Origin of the sequence: Chromobacterium rhizoryzae, assembly GCF_020544465.1 — a bacterium.
In the GTDB taxonomy this organism is placed as follows: Bacteria; Pseudomonadota; Gammaproteobacteria; order Burkholderiales; family Chromobacteriaceae; genus Chromobacterium.
In genome coordinates this window covers 3,004,177-3,026,192 of sequence record NZ_CP066126.1, presented here as the reverse complement: position 1 = coordinate 3,026,192, position 22,016 = coordinate 3,004,177, and the positions used below count along the sequence as shown (strand labels likewise).

Sequence of the window (22,016 nt, the reverse complement as noted above, 5' to 3'; positions counted from 1 at the left end):
CTGCCCGCCTGGCGTTAAACGGGCGCTTACAGCCGCAGCGCGGCCAGCAAGGCGTTTTCCAGCGCCAGCACGGTTTTGTCGTCGCTAAGACCGGGGCCGGAGATCAGGAAGGAGTCCTCGGCGCGGCTGCCCAAGGTCATGATCTTGGCGGATTGCACATTCATCCGGTAGTCGGACAGCACTTTGGCGATGCGGGCCAGCAGGCCGGGGCGGTCGCCGGCGACGATGGACAGCACGTAGAAGCTGGCCTTGTCGTCCGGGCGGATCAGGATTTGCGGCGTGATCGGGAAGTGTTTGAGGTGGCGGCTGATGCGGCCGGAGGCGGGCAAGCTCAGTTCGCCCTCCTGGCGCAGGCATTCGGCCAGTTCGAACTCGATGAAATTGATCATGTCGCGGTAATCGCCGTCATGATGCTCGGGCACGAAGACGTGGAAGGTGTCCAGCGCGTAGCCGTGGCGGGTGGTGTAGACCTTGGCGTCGGCGATGCTGTAGTGGGTGCGGCCGAAGAAGGCGCAGGCGCGGGCGAACAGTTCCGGCCGGTCCCGGGTGTAGATCAGCACCTGTATGCCCTCGTGGTCGTCGGACAGCCGGGCGCGGACCAGGGGCTGCTCGGCGTGGACGAAGCGGTTGAGCAGGCGCGCGTGCCAGGCGATCTCCTTGGCCTCGTGGCGCAGGAAGTAAACAGTGTCCAGCTCCTGCCACAGCGCGGCCTCCACGCCGCCGGGCACCGCGTGCAAGCGCAGCAGCGCCTGGGCCTGGTGTTTGCGTTCCTCCAGCTCCGAGGCGACGTCCAACTGGCCGCCGCGCACCAGTTGGCGCATCGCCGCGTGGTAAAGGTCTTCCAGCAGCTTGGCTTTCCACGCGTTCCAGACTTTGGGGCTGGTGCCGCGGATATCGGCCACGGTGAGCAGGTAGAGCGCGGTCAGCCGGCGCGGCGTGCCGACCAGCTCGGCGAAGCGGCGCACGGTTTCCGGGTCGTAGATATCCTGCTTCTGCGCCACGCTGGACATGGTCAGATGTTGGCCCACCAGCCAGGCCACCAGCTCGCCGTCCTCGGCCGGCAAGCCGTGCTGGCGGCAAAAGTCCGCCGCGTCCACCGTGCCCAGCGCCGAATGATCGCCGCCGCGGCCCTTGGCGATGTCGTGGAACAAGCCGGCCAGATACAGGGTTTCCGGGCGTTCGAAGTCGTTGATCAGCCGGGACATCAGCGGGTATTCGTGGGTGAAGGCGCTGCTGGCGAAGCGGCGCAGATTGCGCACCACCATCAGAATGTGTTCGTCCACAGTGTAGACGTGGAACAGATCGTGCTGCATCTGGCCGACGATGTGGCCGAAATTGGGCAGGTAGCGGCCCAGCACCCCGTATAGATTCATCCGCCGCAGGCAGCGCGTCAGCCCGTTGGGCTCGCGGAACAGTTGCAGGAACAGCTCGCGGTTGCGCGGGTTGTTGCGGAAGCGCTCGTTGATGTGGCTGCGGGCGTGCCACAGCGCGCGCAACATGCGCGGCGCGAAGCCGCTCAGTTCCGGGTTGCGCTGCAGCATCAGAAAAGCTTCCAGGATGGCGGACGGGTATTTTTCGAACACGTCCGGCTGGCGGATGCCCAGCATGCCGTTGACCGAGTAGAAGCGTTCGTTCAGGTTCTGAGTGACGCGCGGCACTTGCGAATAAATCCGGCCGCGCAGATTGGGCAGCAGGATGCCGTTGAGCTGGTTGACGGTCTTGGCGGCGCGGTAATACAGCTGCATCGCCTGTTCGCTGGCGCGTTTGGCCGGCGTGTCCTGCAGGCCCAGCGCCTGGCCCAGCTGTTGTTGCAGATCGAAGATCAGCCTGTCCTCGCGCCGGCGCGCCAGCAAGTGCAGTTCGATGCGCAGGCCCAGCAATTGGCGTTCGCTGTGCTTGATCAGGCGCGCTTCGGCCAGGGTCAGGATGCCGCGGCGCACCAGCGCGTCCCAGTTGTCGCCCAGGCCTATGGCCTTGCTGATCCACAGAATGGTGTGCAGATCGCGCAGCCCGCCCGGGCTTTCCTTGATATTGGGTTCCAGATTGTTGCCGACGCCGAAGTGGCGGGTGTGGCGCTGCTGTTGCTCCTGGGTCTTGCCCTCGAAAAAGGCCAGCGGGTCGCGTTGGCGGTCCAGCAGCGCGCTCATGCGCCGCCAGGGCGCGGCGTCGCCGGCGATCAGCCGGTTTTCCAGCAGATTGGTCTCAATGGTGATGTCGCCGCGGGCCTCGGTCAGGCATTCCTCGACGGTGCGCACGCTGTGGCCGATTTCCAGGCCCACGTCCCACAGCAGGCTGATGAAGGCGCCTACGCGTTCGCCCAGCTCCGGCGACGGCGGCTGGTCCAGCAGCACCAGCAGGTCGATGTCGGAATAGGGGAAGAGCTGGCCGCGGCCGTAGCCGCCCACCGCGATCAGGCTGGCGGCGCCGTCCAGGCCGGACTGCGCCCACAGCGCCTGCAGCGCGGCGTCCACGGTCTGGCTGTGCCGTTTCAGATATTCCTGGGGATTGCGCTGCTGCCGGTATTGCTCGGCCAGCGCCTGACGTTTGCCGGCCAGTTCCTGGCGCATGCGGGCGAGGGATTCCGCGGCCGGCGAACTCATGTCAGCGCCTTTCCTGTCTGGCGATGATGGCGACGCCGGCCACCAGGAACAGCAAGGTGGGCAGGGTGGCGGACAGGATGGGGTTCCAGTCGTACAACAGGCCCAGATGGCCGAACAGGCGATTCACGAAGTGAAAGGCGATGCCCAGGCAGATGCCGCCGAACAGACGGATGCCCAGTTGGCCGTGGCGGCGCTGCTGCGGAGTGAAGGCCAGGGCCACCAGCGCCATTGAGATGCAGGCCAGCGGATAGAACAGCTTGCTCCACAAGGCGATCTCGTAGCGCTGGGTTTGCTGTTTATTGCTGCGCAAATGCTCCAGATAGGTCAGCAGCGCGCTGGCCGACATCTGTTCCGGCACCACCAGCAGCACGGACAGGATTTCCGGCTCGACGATGGATTTCCAGGACAGCTCGGGGTAATGACGGCTGACGGCCTGGTCCGCGGTCAGCGTGGTTTCGCGCACATTGATCAGCCGCCATTGCTGCTCGTCTTTGGAGAAGGAGCCGCGTTCGGCGTAACGGGTGCGCACCAGGCGGAAATTATCGTCGTAGGTGTAGATGCGCACGCCCAGCAGCGAGGTGTCCGGCAGCATTTCATGGACGTTGATGAAGTTCTGATTGTCCTTGACCCAGATGCCGGAACGGAACTCCTGCGCCACCATGGAGTGGGTGGCGGACAGCTTCAGGCTCTGCGCCTGCTGGCCGGTGCGCGGCGCCACCACCTCGCCCAGCAGCACGGTGAGCAGGGCGAAGCCGAGGCCGAATTTCAACAGCGTGGCGGCGATCTGCGGCAGGGTCACGCCGCTGGTGCGTATCACCGTGTATTCGCTGTTGGTGGCCAGCTGGGTCATCGCCACCATGCCGCCGATCAAGACCGCCAGCGGCATCAGTTCATAGGCGTGGCCGGGCATCAGCAGCGCGACATAGCCCAGCATCTTGCCCAGGGTGTAAGTGCCCTTGCCCAGATTGGGCACCTCGGCCAGCAGGTCGAAGAAGCCGTACAGGCCCAGCAGGGCCAGCAGGGTGAACAAGGTCGCCTGGCTCAGGGTGGCGACGATGTAGCGATGAATCAGTTTCATGACGGGATCAGGATTTCCGGAACAGCAGGGACAAGGCCTGGCCGATGGGACGGGCCGGGCGGTTGCGGTAGCTCAATAGCGCCAGCGCCAGCGCCAGCATGGCCAGATGCACCAGAAGCACCAGCCAGACGCCGGCCTTGCCCTGGGCCACCCAGTTGCGGGCCACGGTCAGTCCGTTCTGATAAACGAAGAAAACCAGCAGCGACAGCAAGAGATTGTAGGTCTGGCCGCTGCGCGGGTTGAAATAGGACATCGGAATCGCCAGCAGGGCCAGGATCACGCAGCTGATCGGCATGGACAGCCGCCAGGCCAGCTCGGCGCGGTAGTCGGCGGAGTCCTGGCTCAGCAGCTGGGCGGTGGGAATGGCCTGGCGATTGCCGGACGGGCCCGGCATCTGCTGGCTTTCGCCGATGCCGGCGGTGTAGCGCTGGAATTCCGCCACCTCGTAGTTGGCGCTGCCGGGTTCGCCGACGTAGCGTTGGCCGTGTTCCAGCACCACCACGCGCTCGCCGTCCGGCTTAGTGGTAATAAAACCGGATTTGGCGAAAATCGTCGCCACTTTGCCGTCGGTGATTTCCTGCATGAAAATATTGGTGGCCGCGCCGTGCTCGCCGGAGTAGTTCTCGATGAAATACACCTTGTTGGACGAGGCCGATTCCTTGAACACGCCGGGAGAGATCGCGGAAACCTCCTCGCGGCGTTTGATCTGTTCTGCATAGTCCTGGCTGCGCTGATCGGCCCAGGGACCGATGAACAGGGTGACGCCGGCGATCAGCACCGCCAGCGGCAGGGTGAAGCGCATCACCGGCCACACCCAATTGCTCAGAGACAGGCCGGAACTGAGCCAGACCACCATCTCGTGATCGCGCCAAATACGGGTCAACACCACTAAAATGGTGGCGAAAACCGTCAAAATCATCAATACCGGGAAAAAGCCCAGCGTAGTGAAGCCAAGCACCGCGGCAACGGCCTCGTTGGCCATCTGTCCTTCGGCCGCGCGGCCCAGCAGATTGACTGCCTGAGTGGAAACGATAATCGCCAGGAGCACGATGAAAACGCCTAAAGCGCTCAAAGTCAGCTCGCGAGTCAGGCTTTTTTGAAAAACCATTTATTCAGTGCCTTTTTGACTTTTCATGAAAAGCATTGTGATAATTCCGGGGACCATCCAGAAACGTCAAAAACGGACGATTTCGGAATCAACAACAAAATCCGTCTTCACCGGAAGGCCGGGCCGTCAGGATTCTACCCGCGCATCGACGGCCGGTTAAGAGGTGGAGCTACAGACACTCGCTCTACACGGGAGTTCTCAATGGAATTTAACATAAAAAGCGGCAGTCCGGAAAAGCAACGGGTAGCTTGCGTTATCGTCGGCGTGTACGAATCCCGCAAGCTGACCTTCGCCGCGGACCTGCTGGATCGCATCTCCAACGGCTTCATCAGCGACGTGCTGCGCCACGGCGATATGGAGGGCAAACTGGGCAGCACGCTGGTGCTGCATTCGGTGCCGCACACCCTGTGCGACCGGGTGATGCTGGTGGGCCTGGGCAAGGAGCGGGAGTTCCGCGCCAAGGAATACCGCGAGGCGGTGCGCGCCTCGGTCAAGGCCTTGACCCAGACTTCGGCGGTGGAGGCGGTCAGCTACCTGAGCGAACTGACAGTCAAGAAACACGACGTCGAGTGGATGATAGAACAGGCGGCGGTGGTGACGCTGGACGCCTTGTACCGTTTCGACCGCTTCAAGAGCAAGGTGGACGAATCGGTGCGCGAGCCGCGCAAACTGACGCTGGCGGTGCCGCGCCGCAGCGATCTCGCCGACGGCGAAAAAGGCCTGCAACGCGGCCTGGCCATCGGCAGCGGCATGAAGCTGGCCAAGGACCTGGGCAATCTGCCGGGCAATGTCTGCACCCCCAGCTATCTGGGCGAAGAAGCGCGCCAGATGGCCGCGGCCTTCGGCGCCGACGCCGAAATCCTGGGCCCCAAGGACATCGCGGAACTGGGCATGGGCTCCTTCCTGTCCGTGGCCAAGGGTAGCGTGGAAGAGGCTCGTCTGATCGTGCTGCGCCATCACGGCGCCAAGGACAAAGGCGACAAGCCCATCGTGATGGTGGGCAAGGGCATTACCTTCGACTCCGGCGGCATCTCGCTGAAACCGGGCGAGGGCATGGACGAGATGAAGTACGATATGTGCGGCGCGGCCACCGTGCTGGGCGCTTTCCGCGCCGCGGTGGAAATGAACCTGCCGCTGAACCTGGTCGCCATCGTACCCACTTGCGAGAACATGCCCAACGGCAACGCGCTGAAGCCGGGCGACATCGTCACCTCGATGTCCGGCCAGACCATCGAGATTCTGAACACCGACGCCGAGGGCCGGCTGATCCTGTGCGACGCGCTGACCTACGCCGAGCGCTTCGACCCGGCAACCGTGATCGACGTGGCTACGCTGACCGGCGCCTGCGTGATCGCGCTGGGCCATATCGCCACCGCGCTGTACAGCAATCAGGACAGTCTGGCGCGCGAACTGCTGGCCGCCGGCGAGGAAGTGGCCGATCGCGCCTGGCATATGCCGTTGTGGGACGAGTATCAGGACATGCTGAAGAGCCCGTTCGCCGACATGGCGAACATCGGCGGCCGTCCGGGCGGCAGCATCACCGCCGCCTGCTTCCTGTCGCGCTACGCCAAAGCATACGACTGGGCGCATCTGGACATCGCCGGCACCGCCTGGAAGGGCGGCAAGGACAAGGGCGCCACCGCGCGTCCGGTGCCTTTGCTGGTGCAGTTCCTGCAAGACCGCGCCGACATCGCGCTGGGCAATGTGGTGCGCCGCGGCCGTCCGCGCCGCGAAACCCCTGAAACGGTGGACGATGAGCAGGATTGATTTTTACACCAAAGTGGCCGACCCGCAGGGCTTCGCCTGCCTGCTGGCGGCCACGGTGATGCGCAAGGGGGAGCGGCTGCTGATCTGGTTCGACAGCGAGCAGCAGCTCGACACCTTCAGCCGGCAGCTGTGGAGCTTCGGCGATACCCGCTTCGTGCCGCACTGCAGGCTGGGCGCCGACGAGGCGGCGGACACGCCGATCTGGCTGACCGCTCGCCTGCCGGACGCGCTGGAGCACCCGGTATTGTTGAACCTGGGTTCGAATTTGCCGGAGCGGATGGAGCGCTTTGATCGTATTCTGGAAATAGTCGGACGCGACGAAGCGTCGCTGGAGACGGCGCGCCTGCGGTTCAAGGCGTATCGCGAGCGCGGTTATGCAATCGAACATCACGACATGAGCAATAAGTGACCATGAGCGAGCCGTCAAAGCCCAAAGAGCCTGACTGGTCCGGCCTCAACCTGCCGGTGTTGACCGAGGTGGTGGATGAGTCGCAAGTGCCTACCTTGGGCGACGAAGTCATCGACATCCCCGATTTTGATTTCTCCAGCGAACTGGACGCGCTGGCCGACCAGTTGGGCGAGCCGCCGCAGGACCTGCCCGCCGAACTGGAAATTCCCGAACTGAGCCTGGAGGAGCTGATCGCCGCTCCCGTTCCCGGCGAAGAGCCTTTGCTGGACCTGGCTTCGCTGCCGTCGCTGGATCTGGACGACATGCCGGCCTCCGAACTGGGCATCGAGCAAGTGCTGCCCGGCTGGAACCCCGCCGCGGCCTTGCCGGAGGCGGCGCTGCCAGCGGCGGAAGCCGGCGATTTCGAATTTTCGCTGCAGCCGGCCGGCGAGGAGCCGCCGGCGGAGGCTTTGGCCGACGAGTCCGCGTCCATCGCGGAAGAGCCGCCGGCCGTGGCGCCTGCTCCGGCGCTCGATGCCGTGCCGCTAGTCGCCGAGGCTGAGCCGGCAATGGCCGCCGCGCCTGCGGCCGCCGAACCGGAGCCTGTTGGCATCGAGATTCCGGACGCGGAGGCGCCGACCGCCGTACCGCCCGCGCCGGATGTCGGCGTGGCCGAGACGCTGATCGAGCCGCCCGCGCCGACGCCTTTCACTTCCATTTCCTTGGATAGCCTGCCCACCGGCGTGCTGGGCGGCGGAGTCGGGCCGGAAACCCAGGTGGACAGCTTGCTGCCGAATTGGCCGGAGAGCCCGGCGGAGGAAGCCGCCCCCGTCTGGCCGGAACCCGCCGAGGCCCCGTCCGCCGGTGCGCCGGCGGACGATCTGGAACAATTTGCGCCGCTCCAGGGCGAGAGCGCCGTCGAAGCGCCGCCCGAGATGGATGTGCTGCCTGTGCCGGCGTTTGACGTCGCGCCGGCCGTAGCGCCCGAAGCGGTGTTTGAACCGGCGGTGGCGCTTCCCGATGCGATGATTTCGCCGGAGTCCGCCGTCGCCGCGGCGCTTGCCGCGCCGGGAGAGGAGCCCTTGCTGGCCGAGATCGACCAGGCGCTGGCGGGCTTGCAGACGGAGCCTGTCTTGGCGATGCCGGAGGCCGTTGAGGCGGAGGCGCATGAGCCTCCGGCTGAGACGGAAGCGCCAATGATGGACGCCGCGTTTGCCGAAGCGGCGGCAGAGCCGGTGTTGGACGAGGCGCTGGAACCGCAAGTGGCCGAGCTGGAAGCCCCGCATCTGGGCGCTGGGTTTGCCGAGCCGGTGGAGGCCGAAGCGGTAGCCGAGCCTGTGCTGGACGAGGCGTTGGAGCCGCAAGCCGCTGAGTTGGAAGTCCCGCATCTGGACGCTGAATTTGCCGAGCCGGCGGAAGCCGAAGCGGTAGCAGAGCCTGTGCTGGATGAGGCGCTGGAGTCGCAAGCTGCCGAACTGGAAGCCCCGCAGCTGGACGCTGGGTTTGCCGAGCCGGCGGAAGCCGAAGCGGTAGCAGAGCCTGTGCTGGACGAGGCGTTGGAGCCGCAAGCCGCCGAGTCGGAAGTCCCGCAGCTGGACGCTGCGTTTGCCGAGCCGGCGGAAGCCGAAGCGGTAGCCGCGCCTGTGCTGGACGAGGCGCTGGAGCCGCAAGCCGCTGAGACGGAAGCCCCGCATCTGGACGCGGCGTTTGCCGAGCCGGCGGAAGCCGAAGCGGTAGCCGAGCCTGAGTTGGGCGAAGTGCTGGAGCCGCAAGCTGCCGAACCGGAAGTTCCGCAGCTGGACGCTGCGTTTGCCGAGCCGGCGGAAGTTGAAGCGGTAGCCGAGCCGGTGCTGGACGAGGCGCTGGAACCGCAAGCCGCCGAGTTGGACGTTTCGCAGCTGGACGCTGGGTTTGCCGAGCCGGCGGAAGCCGAAGCGGCGGCAGAACCTGTACTGGAAGATGTGCTGGAGCCGCAAGCCGCCGAGTTGGAAGTCCCGCAGCTGGACGCTGAGTTTGCTGAGCAGGCGGAAGCCGAAGCGGTAGCAGAGCCTGTGCTGGACGAGGTGCTGGAGTCGCAAGCCGCTGAGCCGGAAGTCCCGCATCTGGATGCTGGGTTTGCCGAGCCGGCGGAAGCCGAAGCGGTAGCCGCGCCTGTGTTGGACGAGGCGCTGGAGCCGCAAGCCGCCGAGTTGGACGTCCCGCATCTGGACGCTGAGTTTGCCGAGCCGGTGGAAGCCGAAACGGTAGCCGAGCCTGTGCTGGACGAGGCGCTGGAGCCGCAAGCTGCCGAACCGGAAGCCCCGCATCTGGACGCTGCGTTTGCCGAGTCGGCGGAAGCCGAAGCGGTAGCCGAGCCTGTGCTGGACGAGGCGTTGGAGCTGCAAGCCGCCGAGCCGGAAGCCCCGCAACTGGACGCTGAGTTTGCCGAGCAGGCGGAAGTCGAAGCGGTAGCCGAACCTGTATTGGATCAAATGCTGGAGCCGCAAGCGGCTGAGCCGACAATGCCCTTGGCGGACGCCGAGCCCGAGTCCTTGGCCCTGGCCGAGGGCGAGATTCCCGAACTGACGGTGCTGGAGTCCGAACCCGAGACCGAGACGGATGGGACGGGGGCCGCGGAGTTGGCTGCGGGAGCCGGGGCGCTGGCCGCCGCGGGCCTGGCGCTGGCTGCCGGCGCGGCGTCGTCGGGAGAACCCGAGCGGGAAGCCGTTTCCGACGCGCCGCCGGCGCGCGGCGTGGAAGTCTTGAAAGTGTCCGAGGTGGCTTCGGCCGCCGCGGCCGCCGCGATGATGGCGCCTCAGGCGGTGAATGCGCCGCCGGGCACGGTGGCGGTGATAGACGAGCAGGCCTTGTTGCAGTCCATGTACGAGAAAATGCTGCCGCGGATGAAGGTGGAGCTGTCCTTGTGGTTGCAGGACGCTTTGGAGTTGCAGGCCAAGCAGATGTTGTCCGGCGTGATGCATCAGCTCAAGGAGGATTACGAGATGTTGTTCGGCGAGGCCTTGAAGGAGAGCTTGCGCCAGACCATCAATTCTTTGGGCAAGATTGAAAAGGATGGGAAACGCGATGAGTGATAGGTTATCGCATATCGTCACCCGCACCGGCGACGATGGCAGCACCGGCCTGGGCGACGGCAGCAGGGTGGGCAAGGACAGCTTGCGCATTTGCGCGCTGGGCGAGGTGGACGAGTTGAACTCGGTGCTGGGCGTGTTGCTGGCGGAGACCTTGCCGGATGAGGTCAGGACCTGGCTGTCCGAGGCGCAGCACGACTTGTTCGACCTGGGCTCGGAGCTGGCGGTGCCCGGCTACAGCGCCTTGGGCGCCGAGCACGTGCAGGCGCTGGAGGCTGTGGTGGCCTTCCTCAACGAGGATTTGCCGCCGCTGAAGGAGTTCATCCTGCCCGGCGGCTGCCGGGCGGCGGCGCTGTCGCACCAGGCGCGTTCGGCATGCCGCCGCGCCGAGCGCGCGGTGGTGGCGCTGGCGCAGCGGGAGACGGTGTCCGACGCCGCGCGCCGTTATCTGAACCGTCTGTCCGATCTGCTGTTCGTGCTGTCGCGTTATCTGAACCGTCAGGCCGGCGAGCCGGACGTGCTGTGGCGACCGGGGCGCAAAACCGGAGAGGCCTGAGAGGCTGTTCGATGTCTGCTGCGCGTCGGCGGGATGGTCCGAGCGGCGATCCGGCAAGAAAAACGGCAATCCGCATGGATTGCCGTTTTTTTCAGTGAGGAGGCCTCAGGCCACTTCCGAAACCCGCGGACGGTAGGTGCTGTTCTGCAGCAGGGACTGGGTGGTCTGGTACTGGGTGACCGCCAGCTGGCCGCTGGCGTTCTGCTGTTGGGAACGGGCCACCGCGTTGTTCGCGTTGTTGTTGGTCTGATTGGTCTGCTGTTCCGCCTGATTGTTGACGGCTTGCTGCTCATTGGCCGCCGGCACCGTGTTCGGGCGCGGCGGCGTCGCCGGCGGGGCGCTGGCGGCGCGATTGGCGCTGGCCGCTTCCGCCGCGCGCTGCTGAGCCCGCGGGGTGTCGTTGGCCGCGGCGGCCGGCGCGGCGGAGCTGGCCAGGGCGGCGGTTTGCGCCTGTTCCTGGCTGACCCTTTGCTGCTCGCCGTTGCGGGTTTGCGCGGCATTGGTCTGCGCGGTGTTCAGCTGGCGTTGCAGCTGCTGTTCGACCCGCGCGGTGTCGGGGTTCTGCCGGACCGCGGCCTGGCTGACGTTTTGCTGGGAAACCGCAGGAGTGGCGGACCGCGGTTCTTCCAGCGTCTTTTGCTCAGGCCGCGTGTTCTGCAGCGATTGCAATTGCTGCAGAGAGTTGAGGCTGCCTATGCTGCCGGTGCTTGCCATATCGCTCTCTCCAAACCGTGGGTGCCGTTGCCGTCGCGCAGGACGGTATAGAGCCCAGTTGCCCTATATCGCTGATTCTAGAATCTTTTTTACCGGATTGCCGAATTTTTTCAGGCCTAAAGGTCAGATTTGTGGCAGTAATACCAATTCCAGCATGCGTTCGGCCAATTGATCCACGCTCAGCGGCCCTTGGGAGCGGTACCACTGCACCGACCAGTGCAGGCTGCCCAGCAGGGTGCGGCGCAGTAGCGCGGTGTCGGGCTTGACCAGGCCGGCGGCGGCGGCTTCGTCCAGCGCTTGCTGCCACAGCGCTTCGTAGCGGTCGCGCAACACGATCAGGCCGGGCCGGGCGGCGGCGGACACGCTGCGCCATTCGTAGAGCATCACTTCCAGCGCCGCCTGATTGTCTCCCAGCAGCGAATTGAGGTGGACGCGGAACAGCGCGGCCAGCTTGGCCCGCGGCGATCCGGCCGCGTCCAGCGCGCGCTTCAGCTGTTCGGTGGTGCTGGTGATGCCCAGCGCCATCACCGCGACCAGGATTTCCTCCTTGGTGCGGAAGTGGTAGAACAGGCTGCCGGACTGCATGCCGACCGCGTTGCCCAGGTCGCGCACCGTGGTGCGCTCGTAGCCCTGGTCGCGGAACAGTATCGCCGCGGCGCGGATCAGCTCCATGCGGCGGCTGTTTTCTTCGACGGGTGCGGTGTTGTCTGTGCTCATTATTGTGTTTTTTCTTGGGAGTGGGCGGGCAGCAGCGGAAGCGCGGCTTGCCAGACCCGTTCCGGCTCCATTTTTTCCAGGCAATCGGTATGGCCGTACGGACAGGTCCGTTCGAAACAGGGGCTGCAATCCAGGTTGAGGGAGACGATGGCGGCCCGCGTCGACAAGGGCGGTGTGAAGTCGGGGCTGGAGGAGCCGTACAGCGCCACCAGCGGCTTGTCCAGCGCCGCGGCCACGTGCATCAGGCCGGAATCGTTGCAGACGGCGAGCCGGGTCAGGCCTATCAGGTCTATCGCTTCTTCCAGACCGGTGGCGCCGCAGAGGTTGACGGCCAGGCCGCCGGACAGGCGGCTGATGTCGTCGCCCACTTCGCGGTCCTTGCCGGAGCCGAACAGCCACACCGCGTAGCCGGCGGCGTCGAAGCGGCGCGCCAGTTCGGCGAAGTGCCGGGCCGGCCAGCGCTTGGCCGGGCCGTACTCGGCGCCGGGGCAGAAGGCGACCGCGGGGCGGCCGGCGTCCAGTTGCAGCTTGTCCAGCGCCGCCCGCTGGCTGGCGTCGGTGAGCGCCAGCCGCGGATGGCTGAGCGGCCGCGGCAGCGGCTCGCCCTTGTCTTCGGCCAGCGCGCAAAAGCGTTCCACCATCATCGGCAGCGCCTGCTCGTCCAGTTCGCGCGCGTCGTTGAGAATCCAGTAGCGCGATTCGCCGAGGAAGCCGGTGCGCAGCGGGATGCCGGCGAACAGCGGAATCAAGGCGGATTTCAGCGAGTTGGGCAGCACGATGGCTTGATCGAAGCGTTCGGCGGCCAGCTGGCGCGCCACTTTCCAGCGCTCGCCCAGGCGCAGCGCGCCGTGGCCGAAGGGGTTGAGATGGGCCTTGGCCACTTCCGGCATCCGCGCCAGCAAGGGCAGGGTCCAGGCCGGCGCGAACACGTGCAGCTCCAGATCGGGGTGGCGTTGGTGCAGTCTTTGGTACAGCGGTTGCGCCATGACGCTGTCGCCGACCCAGGAAGGGCCGATGACGAGGATTTTCTTCTTCATTGCAGATGTTCCGATTGCAAACCGAAACCGGGGCGCGGCCCGGCTTGGGTTTGCAGACGAGGCGGGCCGGCAAGCAAAAAAGGTGCGGCTCGCGCCACACCTTAGCTGCGTTGCCGGCGCGGAGCCGGTCTCAGTGGTGGCCGCCTGCCGGGCCGTTCAGCTTGTAGCGGGTGCCGCAATAGGGGCACAGCGCTTCGCCGGTCTTGTGCACGGGCAGGAACACGCGCGGGTGGGAGTTCCAGGACACCATGTCCGGCATCGGGCAATGCAGCGGCAGGTCGTGCTGGGTGACTTCGATCACGCGTTGAGTGTTTTCTTTCTGTTCAGCCATTCTGTATTCCTTGCGGAGCCGCCGCACGGGCGGCTCGTCTTGCTTAGTTGACGTAGGTCAGCCAGTGCTGGTGTTCGGCATCCAGTCCTTTGACGATGTCGAAGTAGCGCTTCTGGATTTCGGCGGTGATGGTACCACGATTGCCGTCGCCGATCGCGCGTCTGTCGAGTTCGCGGATCGGGGTCACTTCGGCGGCGGTGCCGGTGAAGAAGGCTTCGTCCGCGCTGTAGACCTCGTCGCGGGTGATGCGCTTTTCTATCAGTTCCAGGCCCATTTCCTTGGAGATCTGCACCACGGTGTCGCGAGTGATGCCTTCCAGCGCGCTGGTCAGGTCCGGAGTGTACAGCTTGCCCTTGCGGATGATGAAGATGTTTTCGCCGGAACCTTCCGCCACGAAACCATCCACGTCCAGCAGCAGCGCCTCGTCGTAGCCGTCGGCGGTGGCTTCGTTGTTGGCCAGGATGGAGTTCATGTAGTTGCCGTTGGCCTTGGCCTTGCACATGGTGATGTTGACGTGGTGGCGGGTGAAGGAGGAGGTCTTCACGCGTATGCCTTTTTCCAGGCCTTCGTCGCCCAGATAGGCGCCCCAGGGCCAGGCGGCCACGATCACGCGCACGTCGTTCTTCAGCGGCGCCACACCCAGCTTGCCGGAGCCGTAGAAGGCCATCGGGCGGAAATAGCAGGATTTCAGGCCGTTGGCCTTGACCACGTCCAGATGGGCCTGGCTGATCTGTTCCGGCGTGAACGGCAGCGCCATACCCAGGATCTTGGCGGAGCGGAACAGCCGCGCGGTATGGTCTTCCAGACGGAAGATGGCCGGACCCTTGGGGGTTTCGTAAGCGCGCACGCCTTCGAACACGCCCATGCCGTAGTGCAGGGTGTGGGTCAGCACGTGGGTGGTGGCGTCGCGCCAGTCCACCATTTCGCCGTCATACCAGATTTTTCCGTCACGATCAGCCATCGACATCTTGGTGTTCTCCAATATTGTGTTTTCGCTTTGGGATGGGGCCGGATCTTGTCCGACCTCAGAACCTTTTCAAAGTCTCGCGAGCAAGGGCGAGACAAGGCGAAAACGAGCGAAAAAGCGGAATGTACTCGTGGTACATGAGCATTTTGAGCTGGTTTTCAACGCCGTATCGCTGAAGCGCAGCAGACTTTGAACTAGGTTCTTATCCAATGAGTTTATCTCGCCCTCATGACGCTGTGAACCGTTATTTGAGCGCTTGCTCGAATACTTGCCGCCACAAGGATCGGCAGAGGCCGTAGTCCTCCAGCAAGGCGGCGTCCGGCGTCACGGTCTGCTTTTCGTTGAGTCGGGCGGCGTGTTGCAGCCGGCGGTAGTGGCGGTAGGCGTTGCGCGCGGCTTCGGCGTCGGCGGCGGGGATCAGCCCGGCCTCGGCGGCGGTGGCCAGCAGCGCGATATTGCCGGCGTTGGCGGTCAGCGCCGGCAGCGCGTGGGCGTGGGTCAGGATCAGGTATTGGACCAGGAATTCGATGTCTATGATGCCGCCGCGCGCGTTCTTGGGGTCTTCGTCGCGGGCGGGGTGGCTGTCCAGCATGCGCTGGCGCATCGCCAGCACCTCGTCTCGCAACACGGCCGGCTCGCGCCGACGGGTGAGGATGGCGTGGCGTTCCTGTTCGAACTGGACGCCGACTTCGGCGTCGCCGGCCACGTAGCGGGCGCGGGTCAGCGCCTGGTGTTCCCAGACCCAGGCCTGTTGCTCCTGGTATTGGCGGAAGGCGTTGACCGAGCTGACCAGCAGGCCGCTGGCGCCGTTGGGGCGCAGCCGCAGGTCGATGTCGTAGAGCACGCCGGCGGCGGTGGCGCTGGTCAGCCAGGTGGACATTTTGCGCGCCAGCCGCGAATAGAGTTCGGCGGCGTCCGGGTGCTCGTCGTCGTAGAGGAAGATCAGGTCCAGGTCCGAGGCGTAGCCCAGCTCTTTGCCGCCCAGCTTGCCGTAGCCGATGATGGCGAAACGCGGCGTGTCGCAGTGGCGGCTGGGGATGTCCAGCCAGGCGTGGCGCAGCGTGGCCGCCAGCACGATGTCGGCCAGCAGCGACAGTTGATCGGACAGCGCCTCCACCGTCCACATGCCGGCCAGGTCCTGCGCCACCAGGCGGAAGGATTGCGCGTGCTGGAAGTGGCGCAGCGCGTCCATCTTGGCCTCCACGTCGCCGTCGGCCTGGCTCAGCTGCTGTTCCAGTTGTTCCGCCAGCTGCGGCCAGTCCGGCGTGGCGTAGAGCACGCGCGCGTCCAATAGCTCGTCCAGCAGTATCGGGTGGCGGGTCAGATAGCCGGAAACCCAGGCGCTGGACGAGTAGAGCGAGGCCAGCCGTTGCAGGGTCTGCGGGTATTCGGTCAGCAGCGCCAGGTAGGAGGCGCGGCGGCTGATCGCTTCCATCAAGGCGATGATGCGGGTCAGCGTGGCGTCGGCGTTGTCGAAACGGGAGGCGACTTCGATCAGCGCCGGCATCAATTGATCGAACTGCTTGCGGCCGTTCAGCGGCATCTGCTGGTAGCGCTGCCCCTGGGCCAGGCTTTGCAGCTGGCGCGCCACTTGTTCCGGTTCGGCGAAGCCCAGCTGGCGCAGCCTCTCCACCGGCAATTCCTCGGCGATGTCGCTCCAGAGTTCGGTGAGCGGATGGTCGGCGGCGCCCTCGGTGGGCAGGATGAACACTTGCTCGAAGTGGCGGGTGACTTTGCGGCGCTGCTGGTTGAGCCGGTTCATGAACTGCTCCCAGTCGGCGCAGCCCATGGCGGCGGCGATGCGGGCGCGGTTGTCCGCGGCGGCGGGCAGGGTCTGGGTCTGTTGATCGTCCAGATATTGCAGCCGGTGTTCCAGATTGCGCAGGAAGGCGTAGGCTTCCTGCAGTTCGGCGACGGCGGCGGGTTCCAGCAGCCGCAGTTCGCCCAGCCGGCGCAAGGTTTCGCGGGTGCCGCGCAGTTGCAGGCTGCGGTCGCGGCCGCCGCGTATCAGCTGGAAGACCTGGGCGATGAATTCCACTTCGCGGATGCCGCCGGGGCCCAGCTTGATGTTGTCGGCCATGTCGCGGCGGGCCACTTCGCGGCGGATCTGCGCGTGCAGTTCGCGCATCGCGCCGTAGGCGCTGTAGTCCAGGTATTTGCGGTAGACGAAGGGGCGCGCCGTGTCGGCCAGCGCCGCCGCGTCGCCGCTGAGCGGCCTGGCCTTGATCCAGGCGTAGCGCTCCCATTCCCGGCCCTGGCTCAGCAGATAGTTTTCCAAGGCGGCGAAGCTCATCGCCAGCGGGCCGGAGTCGCCGTAGGGCCGCAGCCGCATGTCGACGCGGAACACCTGGCCGTCGGCGGTGACGTCGTTGAGCAGGGCGATCAGCTTCTTGCCCACCTGGGTGAAGTATTCGTGGTTGCTGATGGCGCGGCCGCCATGGGCGGCGCCGTCGGTGTCGCCGCTTTCCGGGTAGACGAAGATCAGGTCGATGTCGGAACTGACGTTGAGTTCGCCGCCGCCCAGCTTGCCCATGCCGATGACGATCAATTGCTGGACCTCGCCGCTATCCTCGCCTATCGGCTGGCCGTAGTGGGCGAGGCCGGCGCGGGCGCAGACCAGCGCCCGTTCGACGGCGAAATCGGCCAGCGCGCTGACGGTGGACACCACTTCGTCCAGATCCGCCAGGCCGTTGAGATCGCGGCAGATCAGCCGCGCCACCACCGCCTGGCGCAGCCGCCGCAGCGCCGGCGCCAGCCCTTCGGCGTCGCTCAGTGCCTGCCAGTCGGCGAAGGCTTCCATCTCCGCCGCGTCGAAAGGCCGGCCTAGCCTGGCTTGCAGCCGCTCCAATTCTTCGGGGCGGGCGGTCAGCAGACGCTGCAGATAGTGAGAGAACTCGCGGCTGCGGGCAATGGCAGCGGCCGTGTTTGCTGGCATAATAGGCCTCTACGGCATGTCAATTCTTGATGGCCACATTGTAACGGTTTGCCGCATTTGGAAAAGCTCTTCTCCGTTCTGTCCCATATCCATGTGATCAAGGTCCTGAAACGGACCTGTGCGCTGTTGGGAATGGCCGCCGCCGCCGCCTTGACGCTGCTGCTGGCGGCCTTTTGCGCGTTCACTTTCTGGGTGCTGCCCAATCTGAACCAGTTTCGCCAGCCGCTGGAGCGTTATCTGAGCCAGTCGCTGGGGCGGCCGGTGCAGGTGGCGGCCTTGTCCGGCGAATGGCTGACCGTGGGGCCGCGTTTCGAGCTGGGCGGCGTCACCATCGCCAATCCGCAGGACGGCAAGGCGCTGACCTTGCGCCAGGTGTCGCTGGAGCCGTCGTGGCGTTCCTTGCTGGCGCTGGAGCCGCGGCTGGCCAGCGTGGTGGTCAAGGGCCCTACGGTGGAGCTGCTGCGCTCGCGCCAGGGCGTGATCTATCTGAACGGCTTCGATCTGAGTTCCGGCTCCGCCGACAGCGGCCTGGGCAATTGGCTGCTGCGCCAGCCCAGCCTGGAGATCAGCGACGCGCGGCTGAGCTGGCAGGATGAATTGCTGGGCCTGCCGCGGCTGGACCTGAGCCAGGGCCAGCTCAAGCTGAGCGCCGGCCTGTTCGGCCACGGCCTGAAGCTGTCCGGCCAGCCGGCGGCGTCCTTGGGCAAGGGCTTCGATCTGACGGCGTCCTGGCGCGGCGACGACATCGCCGCCTGGCAGCAGTGGTCGGGCTCGCTCAAGGTGGCGCTGGACGGCGCCAAGGTGGGGTCGTGGACGCGTTATCTGCAACAACTGGGCATGCTGCGCAGCGGCGAGGGCAGCGGCACGGTGGAGATGTCCTTCTCCGACGGCGCCATCGACGCCTTGAAAGCCAGCGTCAACGTCCACGACGCCGCCTACACGCCGCCGGATTCCCACGAACTGGTGCTGCCGCGGCTGCAGGGCGAGTTGCAGCTGACGCGCCAGCTCAGCGGCAGCTATAAGGTCAAGGCCAGCCGGCTGAGCCTGGCCAGCGCCAGCGGCCTGGCTTTCGACAATTCCAATATCGACGGCGAGTGGCGTTACGGCGAGCAAGGCTTCGGCCAACTGACGCTGGACAATGTGGACCTCAGCCACCTGACCCCCTTCATCCACGCGCTGGGCGCCGACCGCAACCCCTTGTTCGCGCGTTTCTCGCCCAGCGGCGCGCTGCGCGACCTGACCGTCAGCTGGAAGGGCGCGTTGGAAGCGCCCAAGGCCTTCAAACTCAAATCCCGTTTTGAAAAGCTGGCCTGGCAGCCGTTCGGGGAGCTGCCCGGCGTGTCCGGCGTCAGCGGCGCGATCAGCTTCGACGAAAAAGGTGGCCGCCTGCAGCTGGACACCGGCAAGTCCCAGGTCAGCTATCCATCGGTTTTTGTCGCGCCGTTGAATTTCGACAAGCTGACCGCCGACGTGGGCTGGCGGCGGGAAGGGCAGGCGGTGGTCTTGGACTTCCGCCAGGCCGCCTTCTCCAACGCCGATTTGTCCGGCAGCCTGCAAGGCAGTTATCGGCATCAGGGCGCCGGGGCCGGCGTAGCCGATCTGCGCGCCAGCATTGCCGGAGTGCCGGCGGCCAGGGTGGCGGAGTATCTGCCGCACGAGGTGGGCGAGCACACTTTGCGCTGGCTGCGCCAGGCCTTGCAGGGCGGGCAGCTGCGCCAGGCGACGATGAAGCTGCGCGGCGATCTGGAGCAGTTCCCCTTTGCCGGCGGCAAGGGCGGCGAGTTTCTGGTGGAGGCCGAGGTGGAGCGCGCGCGTCTCAGCTATCAGTCCGGCTGGCCGCGCATCGACGACATCGACGCCCAATTGCTGTTCCGCAATGAACGGATGGAGGTGAACGCGCGCCGCGCCGTCACCGTGGGCGTGCCGCTGAGCGGCGTCAAGGCGGTGATAGACAATCTGGGCGCCGACGTGCCCATGCTGACGGTGGAGGGCCGCGCGGCCGACCGTCTGCAGCGCATGCTGGCCTTCACCACGCAAAGCCCGGTGGACGGCTGGCTGGATGGCTTCACCGGCCAGATCGAAGCCGGCGGCGACGCCAGCCTGGACTTGAAACTGGGGATACCGCTGGCCGGCGAACAGGGCGTGACGGTGCGCGGCGACATCCGCTTCGCCGACAACGCGCTGCGCTTCAAATCCCTGCCGATTCCGCCGCTGAGCAAGGCGCGCGGCCGGCTGACCTTTACCGAACGCGGCGTGGACAGCCCGGGCCTGCAGTTCGTCGGCTTCGGCGGTCCGTTCCAGTTGAAGGCCAACACCGGCGCAGACAAGCGCATGCGTTTCGAACTGGCCGGCCAGGCCGATTCGCGTCAAGTGCTGAAGCAGTATCTGCCGGCGCTGGCGGAGCAGGTGTCGGGCAAGTCCGGCTACCGCGCGCAGTTCATCGTCAAGCAGGGCTTGGAAAGCCTGGCGGTGAGTTCGGACTTGCAGGGCACCGCCTTCGATTTGCCGCCGCCGCTGGCCAAGAGCGCCGGCGCGGCCTTGCCGCTGCAATTGCAGCTGCGGCCGCAGCAGATGCGCGGCGTCCAGACCCAGCGGCTGGACTTCAGTCTGGACGGCATGATAGCCGGCCGCCTGCGTTTGAACGAACACGGCGATTTGCAGGCCGGCGCGCTGGGCGTGGGCCGCGCGCCGGGCGAGCCGGCGGCGTCCGGCCTGGCGGTGCGGGTGGCGCAGCCCAAGGTGGTGCTGGACGATTGGCTGAAACTGGCCGACGGCGCCGCGCAGTCCAGCGGCGGCGGAGAGCCTGCGGCCCTGCCGGCCTTGCAGCTGGAACTGGAAACGCCGGAATTGGTATTGCCGGGCCTGAGCCTGCACAAGGTCAACGCCCGCTTGGGCAACCGCGAGCTGTCCAAGGCCTGGACCGTACAGCTGCGCTCCAACGAGATGAGCGGCGACGCCAGCTACCGGCCGGAAGGCAACGGCCTGCTGCAGGCCAATCTCAGTCGTCTGGCCTTGAACCTGCCGGCGGACAAGGAGAAGAAGGAGGGCGCGGCGGAGGCCAAGGCCGCGGCCGGCGGCGAAGCCTCGGTGCTGAACCGCCGGCTGCCGGAGATGAAGGTGCGCGTCGGCGAACTGGTGTTGCAGGGGCGCTCGGTGGGCCGGCTGGAGCTGGAGGCGCGCCGCGACGGCAGCGTCTGGCAGATGGCGCCCTTGCGGCTGACCACCAACGACGGCACGCTGAAGGCCACGGTGCGTTCGGACGCGCGCGGCGCCGGCAATGTCGACGCCCGCTTCGAATTGCTCGTCGGCGACGCCGGCAAGCTGCTGACGCGGCTGGGTCAGGGCGAGATTTTCCGCAACGGCCAGGGCACGCTCAACGGCCGCTTGAATTGGCCCGGCGGCCTGGGCGATCTGGATTTGGCCAAGGTATCCGGCGAATTGGCGCTAGACTTCAAGGACGGACGCTTCGCCAAGGTGGACCCGGGCGTGGTCAAGCTCCTGGGCGCGCTCAGCCTGCAATCGCTGCCGCGCCGCATCCGGCTGGACTTCACCGACGTGTTCAGCGACGGCTTCGCCTTCGACAGCCTGAAAGGCGAGGCGCAGGCGCGCAACGGTCTGTTCACTTCGTCCAAGGTGGAGATGAAGGGGCCGGGCGCGGACGTGACGATTTCCGGAGAACTGGACCTGGGCAAGGAAAGCCAGGCCTTGAAAGTGCACGTGGTGCCGCGGCTGGCGGAAAGCGTGGCGCTGGCGGCGGGGGCGGCCCTGCTCAATCCGGTGGTGGGCATCGCCACGCTGGCGGCGCAGAAAGTGCTGCGCGATCCGGTGGGCCGCATCCTGTCGGTGGATTACGAAGTGAGCGGCTCCTTGCGCGACCCCAAGGTGGTGCGCACGGCGATCGGTCCGATACAGCAGAACAAAGGGGGGAAACCATGAAGCAAAAATTCCTGGCGGCGGCGGTGCAGATGGTGTCCGGCTCCGACGTGACGGCCAATTTGCAGCGCGCCGCGCATTGGGTGGCGGAAGCCGCCGGCAAGGGCGCGCGGCTGGTGGTCTTGCCCGAGTATTTTTGCCTGATGGGGCGGCAGGAAACCGATAAGGTGGCCGTGTGCGAAGCCTACGGCGACGGCCCCATCCAGAGCGCGCTGGCGAGGATGGCGCAGGAGAACGGCGTGTGGCTGGCGGCCGGCACCGTGCCCTTGCGCAGCCCGGAACCGCAGCGGGTGCTGAACACCACCTTGCTGTTCGACCCGGACGGCGAGGTGCGCGCCCGCTACGACAAGATCCATTTGTTCGGCTTCTCCGGCCTGGGCGAGAGTTATTGCGAATCCAACACCATCCGTCCGGGCGAGCAGCCGGTCAAGGCGGATCTGGGTTTCGCCGAGATGGCCTTCGGCATCTGCTACGATCTGCGTTTCCCTGAACTGTTCCGCCAGTTGTCGCCCTATGATCTGATGATTTTGCCGGCGGCCTTCACCGCCACCACCGGCGAGGCGCATTGGGAGCCGCTGTTGCGCGCGCGCGCTATCGAGAACCAGAGCTATGTGCTGGCCTCGGCGCAGGGCGGAGAACACGACAACGGCCGCAAGACCCACGGGCATTCGATGATCATCGATCCCTGGGGCCGCGTGCTGGCCGAAATAGACAAGGGCGAGGGCGTGATCCTCGCCGAAATCGACCCGACATTGATCCAGTCGGTGCGCACCCGCCTGCCGGCGCTGGCGCACCGCGTACTCGCGTGAAAGAACCC

Annotated in this window: 15 protein-coding genes; 6 read left to right on the top strand and 9 right to left on the bottom strand. The window is 66.0% G+C overall.

Features of this window, described 5'->3' with window-relative positions; genetic code table 11:
* Positions 1-26: 26 nt before the first annotated feature.
* Genes JC616_RS13565 through lptF form a run of 3 tightly spaced genes read right to left on the bottom strand, consistent with a single transcriptional unit; the run spans position 27 to position 4,786 of the window.
* Positions 27-2,600: a [protein-PII] uridylyltransferase gene (locus JC616_RS13565; protein WP_227103596.1), complete on the bottom strand. Its 2,574-nt coding sequence runs from the start codon at positions 2,598-2,600 to the stop codon at positions 27-29.
* A gap of 1 nt (position 2,601) precedes the next feature.
* Positions 2,602-3,678: an LPS export ABC transporter permease LptG gene (gene lptG / locus JC616_RS13560; RefSeq protein WP_227103594.1), complete on the bottom strand. Its 1,077-nt coding sequence runs from the start codon at positions 3,676-3,678 to the stop codon at positions 2,602-2,604.
* Positions 3,679-3,685: 7 nt separating this feature from the next.
* A complete protein-coding gene (lptF, locus tag JC616_RS13555; RefSeq protein WP_107798755.1) occupies positions 3,686-4,786 on the bottom strand; it encodes an LPS export ABC transporter permease LptF in 1,101 nt (366 codons plus the stop codon).
* A 201-nt stretch (positions 4,787-4,987) separates the two neighbouring features.
* On the opposite strand from lptF, the gene JC616_RS13550 reads away from it, so the two are divergent.
* From JC616_RS13550 to JC616_RS13535, 4 genes are read left to right on the top strand one after another with little or no spacing between them, the layout of a single operon-like run.
* Positions 4,988-6,553: a leucyl aminopeptidase gene (locus JC616_RS13550; protein ID WP_107798756.1), complete on the top strand. Its 1,566-nt coding sequence runs from the start codon at positions 4,988-4,990 to the stop codon at positions 6,551-6,553.
* The gene (locus JC616_RS13545; RefSeq protein ID WP_048412222.1) at positions 6,540-6,962 is read left to right on the top strand and encodes a DNA polymerase III subunit chi; all 423 of its coding nucleotides are present in this window, start codon (positions 6,540-6,542) and stop codon (positions 6,960-6,962) included. The genes JC616_RS13550 and JC616_RS13545 overlap by 14 nt, the downstream gene beginning before the upstream one ends.
* 2 nt (positions 6,963-6,964) lie before the next feature.
* The gene (locus JC616_RS13540) at positions 6,965-10,012 is read left to right on the top strand and encodes a hypothetical protein (protein ID WP_227103592.1); all 3,048 of its coding nucleotides are present in this window, start codon (positions 6,965-6,967) and stop codon (positions 10,010-10,012) included.
* Positions 10,005-10,565, top strand: coding sequence for a cob(I)yrinic acid a,c-diamide adenosyltransferase (locus tag JC616_RS13535; RefSeq protein WP_107798758.1), 561 nt, complete (start codon positions 10,005-10,007; stop codon positions 10,563-10,565). Before JC616_RS13540 ends, JC616_RS13535 begins: the two co-directional genes overlap by 8 nt.
* 105 nt (positions 10,566-10,670) lie before the next feature.
* Here JC616_RS13535 and JC616_RS13530 read toward each other — a convergent pair whose 3' ends face one another.
* The 6 genes from JC616_RS13530 to glnE all read right to left on the bottom strand — a co-directional run bounded on the left by JC616_RS13530 (position 10,671) and on the right by glnE (position 17,266).
* Positions 10,671-11,279 carry a hypothetical protein gene (locus tag JC616_RS13530; protein ID WP_227103590.1) on the bottom strand — a complete coding sequence of 203 codons (609 nt, stop codon included), beginning with the start codon at positions 11,277-11,279 and terminating at the stop codon, positions 10,671-10,673.
* Positions 11,280-11,402: 123 nt separating this feature from the next.
* Positions 11,403-11,996: a TetR/AcrR family transcriptional regulator gene (locus JC616_RS13525; RefSeq protein ID WP_107798760.1), complete on the bottom strand. Its 594-nt coding sequence runs from the start codon at positions 11,994-11,996 to the stop codon at positions 11,403-11,405.
* Positions 11,996-13,033, bottom strand: a complete 1,038-nt coding sequence (gene waaF, locus JC616_RS13520) for a lipopolysaccharide heptosyltransferase II (protein ID WP_107798761.1) — start codon at positions 13,031-13,033, stop codon at positions 11,996-11,998. Before waaF ends, JC616_RS13525 begins: the two co-directional genes overlap by 1 nt.
* Positions 13,034-13,163: 130 nt before the next feature.
* Entirely contained in the window at positions 13,164-13,364 is a 201-nt protein-coding gene (locus JC616_RS13515; protein WP_019104039.1) for a zinc-finger domain-containing protein, read from the bottom strand.
* A 43-nt stretch (positions 13,365-13,407) separates the two neighbouring features.
* Entirely contained in the window at positions 13,408-14,331 is a 924-nt protein-coding gene (locus JC616_RS13510; RefSeq protein ID WP_107798762.1) for a branched-chain amino acid transaminase, read from the bottom strand.
* A gap of 244 nt (positions 14,332-14,575) precedes the next feature.
* Entirely contained in the window at positions 14,576-17,266 is a 2,691-nt protein-coding gene (gene glnE / locus JC616_RS13505; protein ID WP_227103588.1) for a bifunctional [glutamate--ammonia ligase]-adenylyl-L-tyrosine phosphorylase/[glutamate--ammonia-ligase] adenylyltransferase, read from the bottom strand.
* A gap of 57 nt (positions 17,267-17,323) precedes the next feature.
* Here glnE and JC616_RS13500 point away from each other — a divergent pair, with 57 nt between their 5' ends.
* Together JC616_RS13500 and JC616_RS13495 are read left to right on the top strand one after the other, a co-directional pair.
* Positions 17,324-21,202 (top strand): YhdP family protein, encoded by a 3,879-nt coding sequence (locus JC616_RS13500; protein ID WP_227103586.1) that lies wholly within the window; start codon positions 17,324-17,326, stop codon positions 21,200-21,202.
* Entirely contained in the window at positions 21,199-22,008 is an 810-nt protein-coding gene (locus JC616_RS13495; protein WP_227103584.1) for a carbon-nitrogen hydrolase family protein, read from the top strand. Before JC616_RS13500 ends, JC616_RS13495 begins: the two co-directional genes overlap by 4 nt.
* Positions 22,009-22,016: the final 8 nt, after the last annotated feature.